General features: G+C 56.4%; 14 protein-coding genes. 1 reads left to right on the top strand and 13 read right to left on the bottom strand.

Annotated features, from left to right (window positions below):
• Window positions 1-14 precede the first annotated feature (14 nt).
• From KJS47_RS13340 to KJS47_RS13280, 13 genes are all read right to left on the bottom strand, one after another.
• Complete coding sequence (locus KJS47_RS13340) at window positions 15-902, bottom strand: carbohydrate ABC transporter permease (protein WP_249716356.1); 888 nt, start codon at window positions 900-902, stop codon at window positions 15-17.
• A 13-nt stretch (window positions 903-915) separates the two neighbouring features.
• A complete protein-coding gene (locus KJS47_RS13335) occupies window positions 916-2820 on the bottom strand; it encodes an ABC transporter permease subunit (RefSeq protein ID WP_213525530.1) in 1905 nt (634 codons plus the stop codon).
• A gap of 74 nt (window positions 2821-2894) precedes the next feature.
• Window positions 2895-4538 carry an ABC transporter substrate-binding protein gene (locus KJS47_RS13330; RefSeq protein ID WP_249716354.1) on the bottom strand — a complete coding sequence of 548 codons (1644 nt, stop codon included), beginning with the start codon at window positions 4536-4538 and terminating at the stop codon, window positions 2895-2897.
• Between the two features lie 188 nt (window positions 4539-4726).
• Window positions 4727-5743 (bottom strand): LacI family DNA-binding transcriptional regulator, encoded by a 1017-nt coding sequence (locus KJS47_RS13325; protein WP_213525529.1) that lies wholly within the window; start codon window positions 5741-5743, stop codon window positions 4727-4729.
• 141 nt (window positions 5744-5884) lie between these two features.
• Window positions 5885-6799 carry a ComEC/Rec2 family competence protein gene (locus tag KJS47_RS13320; protein WP_213525528.1) on the bottom strand — a complete coding sequence of 305 codons (915 nt, stop codon included), beginning with the start codon at window positions 6797-6799 and terminating at the stop codon, window positions 5885-5887.
• Window positions 6800-6825: 26 nt separating this feature from the next.
• Complete coding sequence (locus KJS47_RS13315) at window positions 6826-7602, bottom strand: LutC/YkgG family protein (RefSeq protein ID WP_213525527.1); 777 nt, start codon at window positions 7600-7602, stop codon at window positions 6826-6828.
• The gene (locus KJS47_RS13310) at window positions 7595-9115 is read right to left on the bottom strand and encodes a LutB/LldF family L-lactate oxidation iron-sulfur protein (protein ID WP_213525526.1); all 1521 of its coding nucleotides are present in this window, start codon (window positions 9113-9115) and stop codon (window positions 7595-7597) included. Before KJS47_RS13310 ends, KJS47_RS13315 begins: the two co-directional genes overlap by 8 nt.
• The gene (locus KJS47_RS13305) at window positions 9112-9840 is read right to left on the bottom strand and encodes a (Fe-S)-binding protein (protein WP_213525525.1); all 729 of its coding nucleotides are present in this window, start codon (window positions 9838-9840) and stop codon (window positions 9112-9114) included. Before KJS47_RS13305 ends, KJS47_RS13310 begins: the two co-directional genes overlap by 4 nt.
• A gap of 70 nt (window positions 9841-9910) precedes the next feature.
• Window positions 9911-10669: a DeoR/GlpR family DNA-binding transcription regulator gene (locus KJS47_RS13300; RefSeq protein ID WP_213525524.1), complete on the bottom strand. Its 759-nt coding sequence runs from the start codon at window positions 10667-10669 to the stop codon at window positions 9911-9913.
• A 22-nt stretch (window positions 10670-10691) separates the two neighbouring features.
• Window positions 10692-12164 carry a rhamnulokinase gene (rhaB, locus tag KJS47_RS13295; RefSeq protein WP_213525862.1) on the bottom strand — a complete coding sequence of 491 codons (1473 nt, stop codon included), beginning with the start codon at window positions 12162-12164 and terminating at the stop codon, window positions 10692-10694.
• A gap of 16 nt (window positions 12165-12180) precedes the next feature.
• On the bottom strand, window positions 12181-13446 hold the full coding sequence (gene rhaA, locus KJS47_RS13290) for an L-rhamnose isomerase (protein ID WP_213525523.1): 1266 nt from the start codon (window positions 13444-13446) through the stop codon (window positions 12181-12183).
• Window positions 13447-13479: 33 nt separating this feature from the next.
• On the bottom strand, window positions 13480-15549 hold the full coding sequence (locus KJS47_RS13285) for a bifunctional aldolase/short-chain dehydrogenase (protein ID WP_213525522.1): 2070 nt from the start codon (window positions 15547-15549) through the stop codon (window positions 13480-13482).
• Window positions 15550-15730: 181 nt separating this feature from the next.
• Window positions 15731-16057 carry an L-rhamnose mutarotase gene (locus KJS47_RS13280; RefSeq protein ID WP_213525521.1) on the bottom strand — a complete coding sequence of 109 codons (327 nt, stop codon included), beginning with the start codon at window positions 16055-16057 and terminating at the stop codon, window positions 15731-15733.
• Between the two features lie 106 nt (window positions 16058-16163).
• On the opposite strand from KJS47_RS13280, the gene KJS47_RS13275 reads away from it, so the two are divergent.
• Window positions 16164-17471, top strand: coding sequence for a S41 family peptidase (locus KJS47_RS13275; RefSeq protein ID WP_213525520.1), 1308 nt, complete (start codon window positions 16164-16166; stop codon window positions 17469-17471).
• Window positions 17472-17574: the final 103 nt, after the last annotated feature.

Genomic DNA, 17574 nt, shown 5'->3' with positions numbered 1-17574 from the left:
GTATTTGCGAATCTTTAAATTTTCAGAGCACCCTGAGTAAGGCCTTGGATGTAGTACTTCATCCCAAAACTGAACAAGACGACAAGCGGGATAGAGGAAATCATGTAAGCGGCGAATTCGACGCCCATGTCGGAGATGCCGAATTGGTTTTTAAATTGTGTGAGCCCGACGCCGATCATTTGGATCTCATTCGATTTGATGGTGAGCAGCGGCCAGATGTAGTCGTTGTAAATGCCAACCGACGACATGATGAACAGGGTCATCAGCACGGGAACCGTGAGAGGAATGACGATTTTGACAAACACGGTATATTCGGACGCTCCATCGATCTTGGCCGAATCGAACAGTTCGTTGGATAGCCCGCCCATAAAGCTGCGGCACAGGAAGGTTCCGAAGATCTGGCCCCCCGCTGCCGCGCTGATGATGATCACCCACGGCGTATTGATCAACCCGAGATCGGAGTATAGGACATAAGAAGGAATCAAGGTCAGTACGCCTGGAATCATCATGATCGCCAGCATCATCAGGAAGAGAACTTCCTTGCCGAGAAAGTCTTTCTTGGCAAAGGTATACCCCGATACGGCCGATAAGAGCACGACCAGCACACTTCCCACGACGGAATAAACAACCGTATTCGCGGTATACCGCCAAACGGCCGAGAACGCGATCGCGTAATTCTCTAGTTGCAGCGGCTTGGGCAGGGACCAGAAGCCTCCTAGAATCTGCGCATTGTTTTTAAACGAAGAGAAAAGCGTGAACAGAATGGGCGCAACGGTCAGAAAGACAAACAGCCCGAGCACGAGGTAAAGGATGGTTTGATGCCATACGGCCGGCTTGAATCGCCGCCTTCCCGCCGCCTTCGTTTGCTGAAAGCCGGCGGCCAGCACCGCTTTTTTTTGCAAGCTGATCCCCCCCTTATTCCGCTGATTTGATAAATTTCATGTTCAAGACCGTAATCAAGAGGATGACGAGGAACATGCTGACGCCAAGCGCTGAGGCGTAACCCAGATCGCTGAATTTGGTAGCTGCGTAATACATTTGAAGCGCGGGGACGTAAGTCGAATCCATCGGACCCCCGCCGGTGACGATGAGAATCGACCCGAAATCCTGTACGATCCCGATCAACGCCAGCACGATCAGCAGTTTGAACTGCCCAGACAGCAAGGGAAGATGAATGGAACGAATAATGCGCATCGGTCTTGCGCCATCCATTCTCACGGCTTCAATCACTTCCTCGGGTATCGCAATCAGACCCGAATACATGACGAGCAGCTGCATGATCCCGACAAACGGAAAGCCCATGAAAATGATGGCCCACAGGGCGGTTTTCGAATCCCCCAGCCACGGATGGCTTAGGGAACCGAGCCCGATCGCTTCCAGCGTTTTGTTGATTAACCCCATGTTCGGATCGTATAAATCCTGCCAAACCAGCAGGAAGCCAACCGAGGGAATCACCATTGAGATCACGAAGGAAGTCCGAAACAGATACTGGGCTCTCTTATTTCTGAGGTGGTAAATAAGCTCGGCAACCAATAGCGGCGGAACGAGCGTTTTGAACAAGCCGGTGACGATGAGAATAAGAAGATTGAACGAACCCTTCGCGACATAGGGATCACCCAGCATCCGCTGGAAATTGGCCAGCCCTACGAACTCGCTTCTCCCGCCCGGGTTCCATTTGTACAAAGAGTGGTAAAGGCCCGAAAACGATGGATAGTACAAGAACAGAAAGATCAGCGTGAAGCTGGGCAGCAGCATGAAGTAAGCGTATTTGTCTTTCCACAGCCGCTTGGGGATATGCGGTTTGTATGTTTTCACCCAGATTAGAAATCCGATCAGAATGGCGAATCCCGCCACGACGGCACCGATTTGGACGGCGCGCTTACGGGCGGCCGCTTTCTCCCCGCTTTGCAATAAATGACCGACATCATAGCGGAAAACCGCACCTTTATCCGAAGCGGCGTACAGCGATTTCCCGTCCGGGCTGAACCGGATTTGCCGGCCGGCACCAGCTTCCTTCGCGGTCCATAGTTCCCGGCCGCTCAAATTGCCGATATAGTAGTTGCCCGAATAATCCGCATAAGCGATGTAGCCCGCATCTTTGGTAATATGCACCGAGGTGATGACGTCCTTGGCGGCGATTTCGGACAGCTTTTTTCCACTGCTATCAAACGCGACCGCCGTATTTTCCGTCGTCCCGACGACGGTAATGCCATCGCCGGATACCGCCACCTCGTTAATTCCCCCGGTGACCGAGGCTTTCGAGACGAGCTGCCCTTCTCGGTTATACAAATACAGATACTGATCCGCACCGCCTGCCGCAATCCACTCGCCGCCCGCGGACACTTGCATGCTGGTTATATCAATCCCGACGGGAATTTCTTTCACAATCTCGCCCTGCATATCTAAAAGGAGAACAGCGTTGGAACGAAAGAGACTGACGGCGATCACTTGGCCGTCCGCTGTCGCGGAGAGCAGCTTGACCAGCTTCTTCATGTTTTTGGACCACACCGGCTTGCCGTCCGAACCGATCAAGGAAACGGTTTGGTCGTCGGAGGCGACGAGCATTTGGCCGCTGGCAAGGAGCGACACGCCTGTGACGACGTTCTTGGCAGCGTATTCGTAGGTAACGGCACCGTCCTTGTCTAGAAGCACAGCTGTAGCGTCCTGGGTTCCTGCCGCCACATTCGTTCCATCTTCTGACACGGACAACGAGTTGATGGTGAGCTCCTTCCCCATCTTCCATAGAGGCTCGGCGAGAACCGGCTGCACGGCGAGAAGAAAGGCTGCCATGAGCATAAGAATGAAAATGACTTTTCGCATAAGGTCTCCTTCCCGAGAAAGGTTGCCCTGCTCCACTTGAAATGGCGGAGCAGAGCGGTGTTTCCGGTGAGCCGTTACTGCCGCGTCGGGGGCTTGCGTTCCGGATGATCCAAGTCGCTGAGCTCGCGTTTGTCCTCCTTGAGCTTCGCTTCAAACTTGGCATCGATGTCCGCCTGATACTGCTTCATGTACTCGTCAACGGTAAGCTGACCGCTGAAGTATTTGGAGATTAATCCTACCCAGCTTTGAACGGAGGGCTGGTAACCGATGCCGCGGGAAAGAACGTTGCCCGGGCTGGGGAGACCTTCCGTGTTGCCGATTGGCTTGAAGGACTCGAACGCCTTTTTCATCTCGGCCGGCAGTTCGATATCATTGAGCAGAGGAGCTCCCGAGAGAGACGCATCCTTGGAGTTCTGAATCGCTTCCAAGTAGACCTTGAAGCCCTGCGGGCTGGTGAAATACATCATGAAGTCCATATCGAGCGCGGTTTGCTCCGCATCCTTCTTGACGAAGCCGTAGAATCCCGTATGAACGTGAATGGTGCGGGCCGGCGCCTGCACTAGCGGACCTTCCATCGACGGCATATTGAAGTAGCCGAAATCAAAAGGCTTTACGCCGCCGCTCTCTCCCGTCTTCTGTGCATCCTTGAAATCCTTAGGAAGCTGCCAGTACGAAGAGGGAAGGGCAACCGTTGTAGCGGCTTTGCCGGTAAGGAAGAGCTTGTAGGCCTGATCCTCCGCCATGCCCAAGTAGCCCGGAGGAGCGTAGCCGAACAAAGTCTTCAGGTTCTCGAATGCTTCCCGCCAAGCCGGATTCCCCTCGATTTTGTAAGGGCCTTGTTTATCCCGGACCGCTTTCAGCATGCGGAGCTCGTTGAGCGTAACTTTTCCCCGGGAGTCGTTGTAGGGATCCTTCACGTCATACTTCCAATTCTCGTCCTTCGGCTGATAGGTATAATCGCCCGGCTGCGAACGAACCAAATTCACATAATCGCGGAAATATTGATCGGGAAAAATCCTCATCAGCCAGCCCGCCTGGCCGCTCCACAAGGATTGGGAGTTGCCGGCGATCGAGAACGGAATGTAGCCGGCGTCCTTGATCTTTTTGAATTGGTCCATCATTTCGTTGAACGTTTTGGGAGGTTGGGTAATGCCAACCTTCTGGAAGATTTCTTTGTTGTATATCCAGAGAATTTGCACGGATTCTATGTTGAGGTTGGTAAGCGTGGTCAATTGCGGGTCATCTAGATTGATTGCCATTCCTTCGAGATTCAAGCTTTCTTTCCAAGGCTTCTTGGTATAAGGATTCGTTTTTTCCATCCAGGGCTTATAGTCGACGAACTTATCGATGAGCTCCGAGTTTTCGTTGGTCATGACAAAATCGGCTTCCGGTTTGCCGGCGGCGAATTGGGCCTGCAGCCAATCCCGGTACCCTTGAGCGGGTTTGACATCGACAATGACTTTAACGTTTGGATGCAGCGCCATATAAGATTCCGCCATCTTGTTCCAAACTTCCGCCGATGCTCCCCGAAGATTGACCCGGATCGTTCCCTTCAGCGGGTCCGCGGTCGGAGCCGCTTGGGCGTTCTGTGTATCCGCCGGCTTACTGCTGGGAGCCTGCGTCTGAGGTGTCGTCTGGCCGCCCTTCGTGCATCCCGTCACGCCGAGTGCTAACGCTAACGTCAATGCCGTACTCGTAACCTTCCTGCCAAGTTTCAAGCCGTTCACTCCCCTGATTAAGTATGAAACCGCTTACGAAACTGCCAATATGTTCCTCGTACTGCCCACGTCTTTGCTGTAGGAAAGGGCACCACATCCTCTCAGTTGGTATCAAAAACGTTTTTGTAAACAAATGGATAAGAGCTTGGAAGGCTGGCGCCTTCCAGAACTCTCGGAAGACTCTGCGATCACGCCGATTCTCTTGCATGAAGAATACAGGGCAGAACTATCCTCTGGGTATTGTCGTAAGAAATGCCGCCCTCAATCAATTGGATGAGGAGATTGGAGGCCCTATAGCCCATCTCAAGCATCGGAAGTTCGATCGAAGTGATGGAAGGCCGGGCTACCTGGGAGACGACGCTGTTATCAAATCCCACTACCGCCAGATCTTCCGGCACTTTGCAGCCGAGTTCCGCCGCTTTCTCGATGACCCGCGAGGCTATCGCATCTCTGCCGGCGATAATGGCCGTCGGACGGTCTTTCAGGCTTAAGAGCCTCTCGGTTTCGGCATAGCCGCTGTCGGCGGCAAAGCTGCCATAGGCAAGCAGTTCATCATCTGCGCCGCCGAAAAAATCGGTCATCGCCTTCCGGTAGCCGTTGAGCCGGTCCTGCGAGGCGTCCACCTCCAGGGAACACGGGGTAATGAAAGCGATTCGCCGATGCCCTTTACCTGCCAAATACTCAACCGCCATGTAAGCCCCCTGTTCGTTGTCCGCATTTACGCTGTGGCACATGCATTCCGCAGACGGGCGGCCCAGAAGAACGAAAGGAAACCGCTTGGCTACCAGCTCCCTATAGGGCATCTCCCCCTTTTTCGTTCCCATCATGATCAGACCGTCGGCGGACTGCTTGCGGTAAACGTCCAGCAGGTGATCGTCGGGCTTAGCGGCATGCGGCTTCTGAAAAGAGAGCATAACGTCGTAGTTGTACTGGCCTGCCGCCTGCCCCATTCCTTTGATCACATCCAGCAAAATGCCGTTTTCCAAGCCGTCCGCTGTTTCCGACACGGCCAGCCCTATGTTGTTGGTTCTCTTCGTAACCAATCCGCGCGCCGACTGGTTGGGGCGGTAATTCAGCCTCTCAATTGCTTCAAAGATCCTCTTCTTGGTTTCCTCGGCCACGTGCGCCGACCCATTCATGGCGAAGGAAACCGTACATACCGCTACTCCTGCTTCTTTCGCCACATCCTTTATCGTCGCTGCCATATCCCTCTCCTTGATCGGTTATCAAAAACGTTTTTGCAAAATCGCTTTTGATTTCAAATTACTACCAAATTTGTAAGGTGTCAACCGGTTGCGGGATAAAAATTACGGAGCTTGGCTCGCGACAAAATTTGCTCTACGATGCTACAGATACAGGATCGAGGTCTCTTGAAATACTTCCGTCTCCGCCCTGCATTCCACGCGTTTGCCGTCCGTCCGCACGACAATCGTACGCGCCCGGTCGGCGCGCAAAACCTTGGCTCCGTTTCTGCTGAGCAGGTGCAGATTGCCTACAAACGAAGGCCGGTGCTCCACGACCGTTTCATTACAGGGAACAAGCACCACCTTGGCATCGCAAGCCTGAATGAACGCCGGCGTTGCCGATTCATCTCCTCCGTGATGGGAAGCTTTCAGCATCGTGACGGATTGAATCCTGCTGCCCTGCGTGGAGGCCATGATCTGCCTTGCCTGGTATTCGCCGCAATCACCTGGAAAAAGCGCGGAAAATTTCCCGTAATCAAGCCTGAGCACGAGATTTGCATTGTTGAGATCAACCTTCGTTTTGCCGCCCATTTCGCCCCTGTCCGGGGCAGCTAACACCGACAAGCTCAGCTCTTTGCCAAAGGCAAGCGATGACCCGATGTGGGTTTCATTAACTTCCCACACATCGGGCAGCCGTTTGACCTGCTCGCGCAGCTCCATCCAAAAGGTGTAATTGTCGGCGTCGTCCGAATGCTTCACCAATTCGTCCTCGAGGGGAGCGTACACGAACTGTTTAACCGTAATCCGCGGATCGCCCAGAAGATCGACAATCCCGCCGAAATGGTCGTTGTGAGGATGGCTGACGATAACGCAATCCAGCTCAGCAATGCCGTTAGCTATCAGGTAGGGCAGGATAACCGCCTTTCCCTGCCCCTTCTTCGCTCCATCGAGCAGAACATAATAATCCTTTTCCGCTTCCTGCAGATGGATCAAGAAACTGTCTGCCGGGCACTTCTCGGGGTGTCCCAATCCGTCCGTCTCCCGACTATTGACATCAAACAGCTTGATCGTGAGCATCCCGCCTGCGCTTCCTGCTTCTCTTGTCATCGTCCGCCTCCCTCTCGCATGCGGTCTGCCGGAACGAATGCATCCACGAGGAGAGCATAGACGAGGCCCGGTCCGTGAACGCCGATGGTGAGATCGTTCTCGATATCCGAGGAACGACTTGGCCCGGAAATGAAGTGAATCCCAGCCGGAAGCCCGGCGCGCCCTGAACGATCGAACTCCGCCAGCACCTCGCCAAGCCTGGTTCGGATACGCTGCGCAGGCAGCAGCACGAACAGCGCGGCAGGCAGCAAGCTGACGGATCTTCCCTTGTGAGCGGCCGACAGCGCGACGACCGAACCCGTGTGAGCGACTGCGTAATCGGCGAGCACGATGCCGATATCGGCCTCCGCTGCAGCCGTCTTCCATGCGGTCCCGGAGTCCGTATTCCATGCTGTGACAGAAGCATGTTCAGCCAGTCGTTTTTCAAGGTCCAGTGCCGCCAGCTCGGGTTGATCCTGTCGAACGAGGCGTCTCGCCTTCAGCTGGATGGCGCGTTCGGCGATAAAGACAGCGGCCGCCTCCATATCCGGGAACCGGACCGCATGACCGCCCGCCGCCGAGAACTGATCGACGAACGCCGTCATCCGGTGCTCCACATCGTAGTCCATCACGTTCCAGAAGTCTGGAGCTCCCTTGAACGGATGAGGCGGGGGCGTCATAGACCTCTGCCTTCCTAGGCGGGAGGAGATCCCCTTCAGGAACGCCTCCTGCTTGACACGGGACTCACGCTCTTTTTGCGCAAGCCACTCGGCGTGAGTGACAGCTTCAGTCATGTCCGATTCCTCCCTTGCCCGCTTCGCGCTCCCGGATCGCCCGCTCCATACGGGCCTGCACGTCAGGCTTTTGTTCCTTGAGCTCGGCTTGCAGCTCATGCTCAAGCTCCCGCCACTGTTCGCGGAACGATCGCTTCGCCAGGATCGGGGCCACCCGGTACGTGTTCCAGCCCTTCAGCGGACCCAGTCGGATGCGGATGCCGCCGTCACGAGCGACGAGCTTTTGCGCGAGCCGGCCCGCTTTCACGGCGAGCTTCATCCGTTTCGCACTGCCCATTGCAGCCGCGAACCCCTTCATGCCGGCTGCCTCCGCCTTGTCTCCGAAGCCGGCATCGACTTTGCGCCGCCTCAAATACACCAGCATATCGTGCAGCGGGATTTTGACCGGACATGCCTCATAGCAGGCACCGCATAGGCTGGAGGCGTTAGCAATGTCATCCCATTCCGCAACGTTCTTTTGCAGAGCCGGCTTCAGGACGGCGCCGATCGGGCCGCTGTACGGCCCTCCATATGCATGGCCGCCTATATGCCGGTATACCGGGCAGGCATTCAGACAGGCACCACAGCGGATGCAGCTGAGCAGCTCCTGCAGCTCGGGATCGCCCAGTTGATTGGAGCGGCCGTTGTCCACGATGATGATATGCATTTCGTCCGGGCCGTCGGCGTCTTCCGAACGCCGGGGGCCCGTAATGCCCGACATATATACCGTCAGCTTTTGCCCGGTTGCCGACCTCGGCAGCAGGGTGGCCATCACTTCAAGATCGGCCCAGGAGGGGATAATCCTTTCCATTCCCATTAAGGTGATTTGCGTTTTCGGAAGCGTCGTCACCATCCGCGCATTGCCTTCGTTCTCAAACAGCACCATGGAGCCGGTTTCCGCTATCGCGAAATTGCAGCCGGTCATGCCGATATCGGCTTCGAGAAAGTGCTCGCGCAGCTTCTTCCGCACGTAGCCGGCCAAGATGGAAGTGTCTGGCGGCAGCGGCATACCGGCGTCCTCGGATAGAAGCTCCGCGATTTGAAACCGGTTGCGGTGAATGGCGGGGATAATGATATGGGACGGGGACTCTCCCGCCAGCTGAATAATGTATTCGCCCAAGTCCGACTCGATTGCTTCCACACCGATTGCCTGAAGAGCATCGTTTATATGAAGCTCTTCGGTAACCATCGACTTCGATTTCAGCACCGTCTTGGCTGCCTTTTGCTGCGCAATCTCGAGTGAAATCTTGACCGCCTCGGCAGACGTCTCCGCAAAATGGACATGCACCCCGTTCGCGCGTGCGTTGTCCGCAAACAAGTTCAGGTAGTAGTCCAAATGGGCAATGGTGTGCAGGCGGATCTGCCGGCCCCGTTCGCGCCACTCCTCCCAGCTGCCCTGCTCCTCCGCTGCTTCCTTTTTGCCCCTTCTGAGCCGCTCGGTCGTGAACCTGACCGCCTTTCGCAAAAACTCGTCGTTCAGGGCAAGATCTGCCCTGGCTTTGACTGATCCAGCCGCGTTGTCCTGCCTGCTCATGCTCCTCTCACCCCCTCGTAGAGCAGCTCAGCCAAATGCATCACGCGAACCGGTTCATCCCGGTAGCGCAGATGACCGGCAATATTCATCAGGCAAGCCATATCGAGTCCAACCAATACTTCGGCTTCGGTCTCAATTACGTGATCGACCTTCTCCGACACCATGGCGCCTGAGATAGGAGCCATCTTGACGGCAAATGTGCCGCCGAATCCGCAGCAATCTTCCGCGTAAGGAAGCGGAACCAATTCCAGTCCTCTGACGTTCGCAAGCAGATCCATCGGCTCCTGCCTGGCGCCGAGCAAGCGGCTGCCGTGACACGAGGGATGGTAGGTCACTTTATGGGGGAAGACGGCGCCCATGTTCGTGATGCCTACTACTTGAACGAGAAACTGAGTAAATTCGTAAGTCTTTTGCTTCAGCTTCAACGCTTTGTCAAGCAACAACGGGTTATCTTTGAATAATGCCTCGTAATGATGGATCATATAGGTACACGAACCCGACGGCGCGATCACAAAATCGCTGTCCTCAAAAGCCTCCAAAATCGTTATTGCTGATGTACGTGCCTCTGCCCAGTATCCGCTGTTATACGCAGGCTGCCCACAGCATGTCTGCAGCTCGGGGAATTGAAGCCTGATCCCATATCTAGCCAAAAGCCGGACCATCGCTTCCCCTACTTTCGGGAAGAAGGCGTCGTTTAAGCACGTAATGAACAATGAGACCTTCATGGATGATGTCTCCCCCATCTTATTAAGCATGCCAAACCATCCGACGGTTCGGCTTCATGTGGCCGGGCGGCTAGACCGTCGTTACGGCAATGCTCAACCTCTTCAGCTGCTCCACCGTTTCCCGGTCCGCCAGTTTGTCGGTGATGACCGCACTTGCCGCATGGAGATCGGCGACATGCGTGAAGGCCTTGACGCCGAACTTGCTTGAGTCTGCCAGCAGGATCAGCTTGTCGGCACTGCCGGTCATTTTCTGCTTGACTCTGGCCTGGAGCTCGTTAGACTCGCTGATTCCCCACTCAAGATGGATGCCTTTGCAGGAGAGGAACACTTTATCGACGTGATACGCTTCCAGCGCCCGTTCCGCGAGCGGACCGACAAAAGACAGCGAACGTTGGGCCAAAATGCCTCCCGTGGAGATGACCTCTATCTTCTCCTTACCGCTCAGCTCCATAGCTACCTTGATCGAATTCGTCAGCACGGTGAGCGGGATATCAGGAACGAGCGACGCCATGTACCATGCCGTTGAACTGGCATCCAGCACGATCCGGTCACCGGGCTCGATAAGCTTCACGGCCTCCCGCGCAATACGCTTCTTCTCATCCGCATTCGTGACCTCCCGTTCAAAGTAAGGAACTTCCGGCTGCTGATCGCGGATCCGGATGGCTCCCCCATGAGAACGCAGCAGCTTCCCCGCTTCTTCGAGCCGGTCCAAGTCGCGCCGGATCGTCTCTTCCGTTACCTGGCACAGCTCGCTTAACTCAGTAACGCGGATGCTGCCTCTATCGTTAACCAATTGCACTATTTTCTCATAACGCTCCGCAACGAGCATACTCGTACCCTCTTTTCGGACCTTACTCGGCCAAACCTGTTATCGTTAGAAATTGTCCGTAGGCGTTTTGCCATACGTCCGTCTGTTCCGGTTCGTATACGGTCAGGGAGAACGAGTCCCGAATGGCCGCTCTCGCTTCCCCGACGTCCTTGAATTGTCCTTGGGCAATCCATTGCATGGCAAGATTGCCGATCGCGCTGGATTCCGCCGGTCCCGCCCAAACGGGTTTCCCTACCGCGTTCGCCGACCACCGGCAAAGCAGCGTATTATGAATGCCTCCGCCGACTATATGCAATCCGCTGAACCGGCTGCCCGTAAGGCGCTCTGTCTGCCGCAGGACATACCGGTATTTGAGCGCCAGGCTTTCGAGAATGCATCGCACGAATGCACCCGGTTCCGAGGGAACCGGCTGGCGCGTCTCCTCGCAGTACCCGCGTATCCGGTCCTGCATGCCGCCGGGACGCAAAAACCGGGTGTCGTCCGGATTAATCCATGCCGTGAAAGGCGCCGCTTGCTCCGCCATCGCCACCAATTCGGGAAAGGTGTAGACTTTGCCGCTACTTGCCCATTCCCGCTGGCATTCCTGCAAGATCCACAAGCCCATAATATTTTTGAGCAGCCTGTATTTGCCGGCGGCACCGCCCTCGTTGGTGAAATTCAGGTCCAAAGCCAGAGGACTGAGGATCGGCTGATCGACCTCGGTTCCCATGAGCGACCAGGTGCCGCAGCACAAGTAAGCAAAGGATCGTTCGGTCGCCGGAACCGCAACTACAGCGGAACCGGTGTCATGCTCGGCAACGGCGATGACCGGCACCGAGCCTGTGCCCAATTCTGCCGCTAGGGAGGAGCGCAGCTGTCCGGCTGGCGTTCCCGGTTGAAGGACGGGGCCGAACCACGCCGCCGGCAAATCCAGCCGCCGCAGCAATGCGGCGTCCCACTCCCCTTTTATCGGATTGTACAGCTGGGTGGTCGTGGCGTTCGTAAATTCATTGTGCATGTCTCCGGTAAGGAAGTATCTCAGCAGATCCGGGATCATGAGAAACCGCTTCGCGTCGCGAAGCAGCGGAGAATCCGCCGCTTTCATCGCAAGCAGTTGATAAATCGTATTGAAAGGAAGGAACTGAATGCCGGTGCGGCTGTAAATGTCCGCGGACGGGATTTCTTCCAGCAGCTTCTCCATAACACCGTCCGTGTGGGAGTCCCGATAGTGATAAGGGTTGCCGAGCAGTTCGCCGTTCTTGCCTATGAGCCCGAAGTCCACCGCCCAGGAATCAATGCCGATGCTTTCCGGCTGGATTCCCTGCTGCTTCGCTTTGAGCAGTCCCTGCTTCATCTCATGGAACAATCGGAGGATATCCCAATGCAGCCGATTGCCTACCTGAACCGGGTCATTCGAGAACCGGTGTACCTCCGACACCTCGATTCGACTGCCGGACAAGCGGCCGACCAGCGCTCTGCCGCTGCTGGCACCCAAATCGTAAGCGATAACGGCCATGATCGGCACCGCCCTTTCATCCTTGTTCCCGTTTCATCAAAACATCCTGTTCGTACGTTTTGACTTCCGCCAGCCATGCCTCTCGCACAGGTACGCCCTGCTTCGCGCAATAGTAGTCCCATACCGCGCCGAACGGGTAAGACTTGAATTCTTCCGTCAACGCCAGCCGGGTCGTATAGTCGCCTTCAAGCTCTGCTTTCTTGATCGCTTCTACCGGCTCAAGCATCGCCCGAAGCAGCGCTTTGATCGTGTTGCGCGTGCCGATGACCCAAGCGGCGATCCGATTGATGCTTGCATCGAAGAAATCCAATCCGATATGAGTAACGTCAAGCAGCTCCCCGCGCACAAGCTCGCGTCCGATCTCCAAAAGCTCGTCGTCCATCACGACGACATGGTCGCTGTCCCAGCGCACCGGCCGGCTGACGTGCAGCAGGATTCCGCTGCTGAACAGCGCAAGCGAGGACAGTTTATTAGAAATCACTTCTGTCGGATGGAAATGCCCCGAATCAAGACAGATCAATTTGTTATTTTGAATGCCGTACCCCATATAAAATTCATGGGATCCCACGGTATACGCTTCCGCTCCGAGGCCGAACAGCTTGCTTTCGACGGTATCCAGGTTGTGTGCGGGATTGAGCGGCTCCGCAAACACCTCGTCGAGTGCCTCTTTTAACCGCCGGCGCGGGCCCATACGGTCTGCCGGACTATCCTTGAAGCCGTCCGGCACCCAAATATTCGTTACGCACGTTTGCCCAAGCTGTTCGCCGAAGGAAGCGCCGATTTTGCGCGAAGCTTTGCAATGATCGATCCAGAACTGCCGAATGGCCGGGTCAGGATGGCTCAGCGTAAACCCGTCCTTCGAATGATCGTGAGAAAAACAAGTCGGATTGAAATCAAGGCCGAGCCCCTGTTCCTTCGCCCAATCCACCCATCGTTGAAAATGACGCGGCTCCAGCTCGTCGAGATCCACTTGTTCGTCCGTATCGGCATAAATCGCATGCAGATTCACTTTATGCTTGCCGGGAATTAAGGAAAGTGCCCTCTCCAGGTCCGCTCGGAGCTCCTGCGGGGAACGGGCCGCACCCGGGAAATGTCCGGTTACCGAGATGCCTCCCGTTAACTCTTGGTTGCGGAACAGGAAGCCGCGCACGTCATCTCCCTGCCAGCAGTGAACGGACACTTTGATTTGCTCGAGCTTGCCTAGCGCTTCCTCCACATCAACACCGTGTGCCTCGTAAAGCTTCTTGGCCTCTTTGTAAGCTTGTTCCAGATTCGCATCCATACGGATACCCTCCTTTAAAAATGGAGATGGCTTTTAGCGGGGAAACGCGGCCGGCACGCCGCCGTCGATTGTGAGCATGCAGCCGGTCGTTTTTTCCGATTTGGAGGAAGCGAAAAAGGCGATCCCTTCGGCTATATCCCTCGGAAAAATGTTGACGAGCAAAGTCGTGCGCTTGCGGTAGTATTCTTCCAGCTGATCTGGCTCGATGCCGTAGGCGGCAGCGCGTTCTTGGCGCCAGCTGCCATTCCAGATCGTCGAGCCTTGCAGAATGGCATCGGGGAGGATCGAATTGACGCGGATGCCGAATTCTCCTCCTTCCGCTGCAATGCAGCGGGCCAGGTGAGCTTCCAGCGCCTTCGCTGCACTGTAGGCCGTTGCGTTTTTGCCCGCATATACGGAATTTTTGGAGCCAACGAACACCATGCTGCCCCCGAGCCCCTGTTCTTTCATTTGCTTGAATCCTTCTCGCGCGACGAGAAAGTACCCAGTGCCGAGAACGTTGATGTTAAGGTTCCATTCTTTCAGCGAGGTTTCGTCGAACGGACTTGAGGTGGCGAGGCCGGCATTGTTAACGATGATATCGACGCCGCCGTACGTCACTGCTGTCGCCGCGTAAGCGGCTTGCACGTCTTCCTCGCTCGTTACATCCATTTTGACGGCCAGCGCCCGGTTCTCGCCGTATGTTTCGTTTATTTCACCCGCAACTTTTTGTGCGCCTTCCAGGTTGAGATCGGCAAGCACAACGTGCGCGCCTTCCGAAGCGAGCCGGCGGGCTGTCTCGCTGCCGATGCCGCCTGCGCCTCCCGTAATAAACGCCACTTTGCGCGAGAACTCGGCTTCGGCCGGGGCCAGCGTCAATTTATAGAGCTCAAGCGGCCAGTACTCCACATCGTAGGACTCCTTTTCACTGAGCGAAACGAACCGTCCCAATGCAGACGCGCCCCGCATGACCGCGATGGCGCGATGATAGAGAGCGCCGCTTACTTTCGCCATGGCCCAGCTTTTGCCGGTGTTGATCATGCCGACGCCCGGAATCAGAATGACGCGCGGAGCCGCTTCCACCATAACGTCGCCTTCCTGTTGATTCCGATGAAAGTAAGCTTCGTATCTCTCCTTGTAGCCAGCAATTTGTTCCTTGAGCTTCACCTTCAAGCCTTCGATGTCCGCTGGATCCGGTATCCAATCTATGTAGAGCGGCACCGCTTTCGTATGGACCAGATGGTCGGGACATGCGGCACCGACTTGGGACAGCTCGGCGGAATCTCTGCTGCCGACAAATTGCAGAACGTCGGCCTCATCGTCGAAGGCGAGGATCATCTTCCTCCCGTCGCTCACCGCTCCGCGCACGACCGGCATAATATCGGCGGCGAACTGGCGGCGGACTTCTGCCGGAAGCGAGGGATGCTTGATGCCGCCAAATAGCTTCTCCTCGTTCACCCGGGCTTCTATGTATTTCTCTGCTTCCGTGATGATCCTGATCGTCTGCGCATAGCAAGCTTCCGAAGTGTCCCCCCACGTAACGAGACCGTGCTTTTCCATGAGCACCAGCTCCGCGTCCGGATTCGCCTTCACGCCTTCTGCGATCAGTTTGGATAACGTGAACCCGGGCCTGACATACGGAACCCACACGAAGCGGCTGCCGAAAATCTCGCGGGCGACCTCCTGGCCGTTATCCGCACAGCACAAACTGATGATGGCGTCTGGGTGGGTATGATCCACATGCTTGAAAGGCAGGAAAGCATGCAGCAGCGTTTCAATAGACGGCCGAGGATGTTTGGCATCCATCATGCAATGGGCCAAATAGGCGACCATCTCTTCATCGGACATTTCCTCACGCAGGATCAATGGGCGGATATCGTCCAGCCAGAGACCGGTAAAGTTAACCGCTTTCATACTCGCCAGGTCGGAGCCGCTTCCTTTCACGAACATGACTTCCCTCTCACGTCCGCGAAAATCCTTTATCACCGTTTTGCTGGATGTATTGCCGCCTCCCCAGTTACAGACACGCCGGTCCGCCCCGATGAGATTCGACCGATAGACCAATTGGTCCAAACACTCGTGCAGCTCGGAAGCATGTTCCCCATCCCATAAACTCTGTACCATCCCAGTCCCCTCCGGTTTTTGTTTCTGTTTGTTTTTACTTTACCATGTTTGTTTGTTTTTGGATATACAAAAATTTACTTCCGTATCGGTAGGATTCAAACCTTCCTTTAGCGAGCTGGCTGTTTCTTCCCATAAAAAAAGCCGTGAAAGCCCACTGGACATTTCACGACCCTGCCGCAGGTTAAGGCAAATAAAACACTTCCGGTAACGGTTTGATGGGAGCGGCCTCCTTAAAGTCGAAGGATCCTTCTACCATTTGGGAGGTTATGGCGTTCCACCTTTGACAGGGGCCGCTGTCGGCCATGTAAGCGAACGCAGCCTCTACGTCCCCACATTCGAAGCAGTAGAAAAATTGGTTGCCGTTCTGGAAGATGGAATAATTGGTGATCCCCGCTTTCGTGTGTTCTTCCAATACTTCTGGCCATGGTTCGAGATGCATCCGGATATAGTCCTCCAAATGCTCCTCCTTGATCGTCCACGTCCACGCAAATTTCCCGCTTCTCGGCATGAACCCCTCTCCTTTTCTTCAACGATAGCCTCTGTTTTGTGAATTGACACCGTTTCCATTTTCATACTACCATGGGGAAAACTGTTGTGGAAAGGCGGTGACCCGATTGGCTACCGTACCACCTCGCCTCGCTCCCGAGGACAGGCTGTTCATCCTGTCCAAGGTCTACCAATCCATCTCGCTTTACTTCGCCCACTGGGAGGCGTCCCCTCTCCGCAAGGAGGAGCTCGACGCGGAGTACGTCAAGCTGCTCCAGGAGACGGCACAGCTGGAGGACCCGATGCGGTTTACGCTTCAGCTGATGCGCTTCCTCGCCCGGCTGAATAACGGGCAGACCGCGTTCTTTCCTTCTCCTGAGCATGCCCCTCTTCCGCTCGGCCTGTCGGCGGTGCCAATTGGAGGCGAATGGGTCGTAACGGCCAGCCGGCATGCTGGTATCTCCATCGGGGATGCGATCCTTACTATAGAGGATCGGTCGCTGGACGACTGGTTCGCCGCGCTCCGGCAATATTATGCAGCGGGGCACCCGGAGGCGGCCAAGCGCCGGCTGCTCGACATGCTGGCCTTCGCCGTCCCAGCCGTCCTCCGCATCCGGCTCGAAACGCCGGACGGCGAAGTCCGCGAGCTGCACGTCGACCGGACAGAGGGCGAGCCGGACCCGCACCGCCTCCCGTCTCTCCGCCCCTCTATCCGCTGGGCGGACGACGAGCGGACGGCTACCCTCCTGCGCATCCCGAGCTTCGCCGATCCGGCCTGCGAAGAGGAGGCGCTCGCTCTGGTCCAGTCGCACAAGCATGCTCCTGCCCTGATCGTCGACATCCGCGGCAGCGAAGGCGGCCTAACGCCCGAGAAGCTGGTGCGGGCGCTAATGGACCGGCCGTACCGCTTCTGGGCCGAATCGACGCCCGTCACGATCGGCATTCACGCGCTGCAGGCCGCCAAAGGCCTCGACACCGCCTACTACGATGCCGGCATGCTGCTGCGTCCGGCTTCCCGCAAGCCCGATCCGGCCGCGTACGACGGAGCGCTCGTGCTGCTCACGGACCGCGGCACCGGCTCGGCGGCCGAGGAGTTCGCTCTCCCATTCCGGGACAACGGGAGAGCGCTCCTCATCGGAGAGCCGACCCGCGGCTCCGCCGGCCAATCGTTTACTTACCGATTCAAGAACGGCATGTCGGTCCGGATCGGAACGAGCCGGGTCTACCTGCCGGACGGAAGCCCGCTCGAAGGCGTAGGCATCGTCCCCGACCGGCTCGTCTCGCCGAGCCGGCTGTCCCTCTGCGAGGCGCACGATCCCGCGCTTGACGAGGCGCTCGCCTGGCTCCGGTTCGAGCGGCCGGACGCGATCCGGCAAGGGGCGGCCGAAGCCGCCTCCGCAGCGGACGGCCCCCCGGATCCTGTCTCGCTAAGCTGATCGCGAGCATGTCCGCTTCCGCCGCGCACGCACGGCAAACAGCCCTTCGGCTCGAAGCGAAGGGCTGTTTGCCGTCCGGCCGTCCGGCTGCTCTACAGCGGCG

The sequence above is a fragment of the Paenibacillus sp. J31TS4 genome (assembly GCF_018403265.1).
Taxonomy (GTDB): Bacteria; Bacillota; Bacilli; order Paenibacillales; family NBRC-103111; genus J31TS4.
This window is presented reverse-complemented; position numbering and strand designations above follow the sequence as displayed.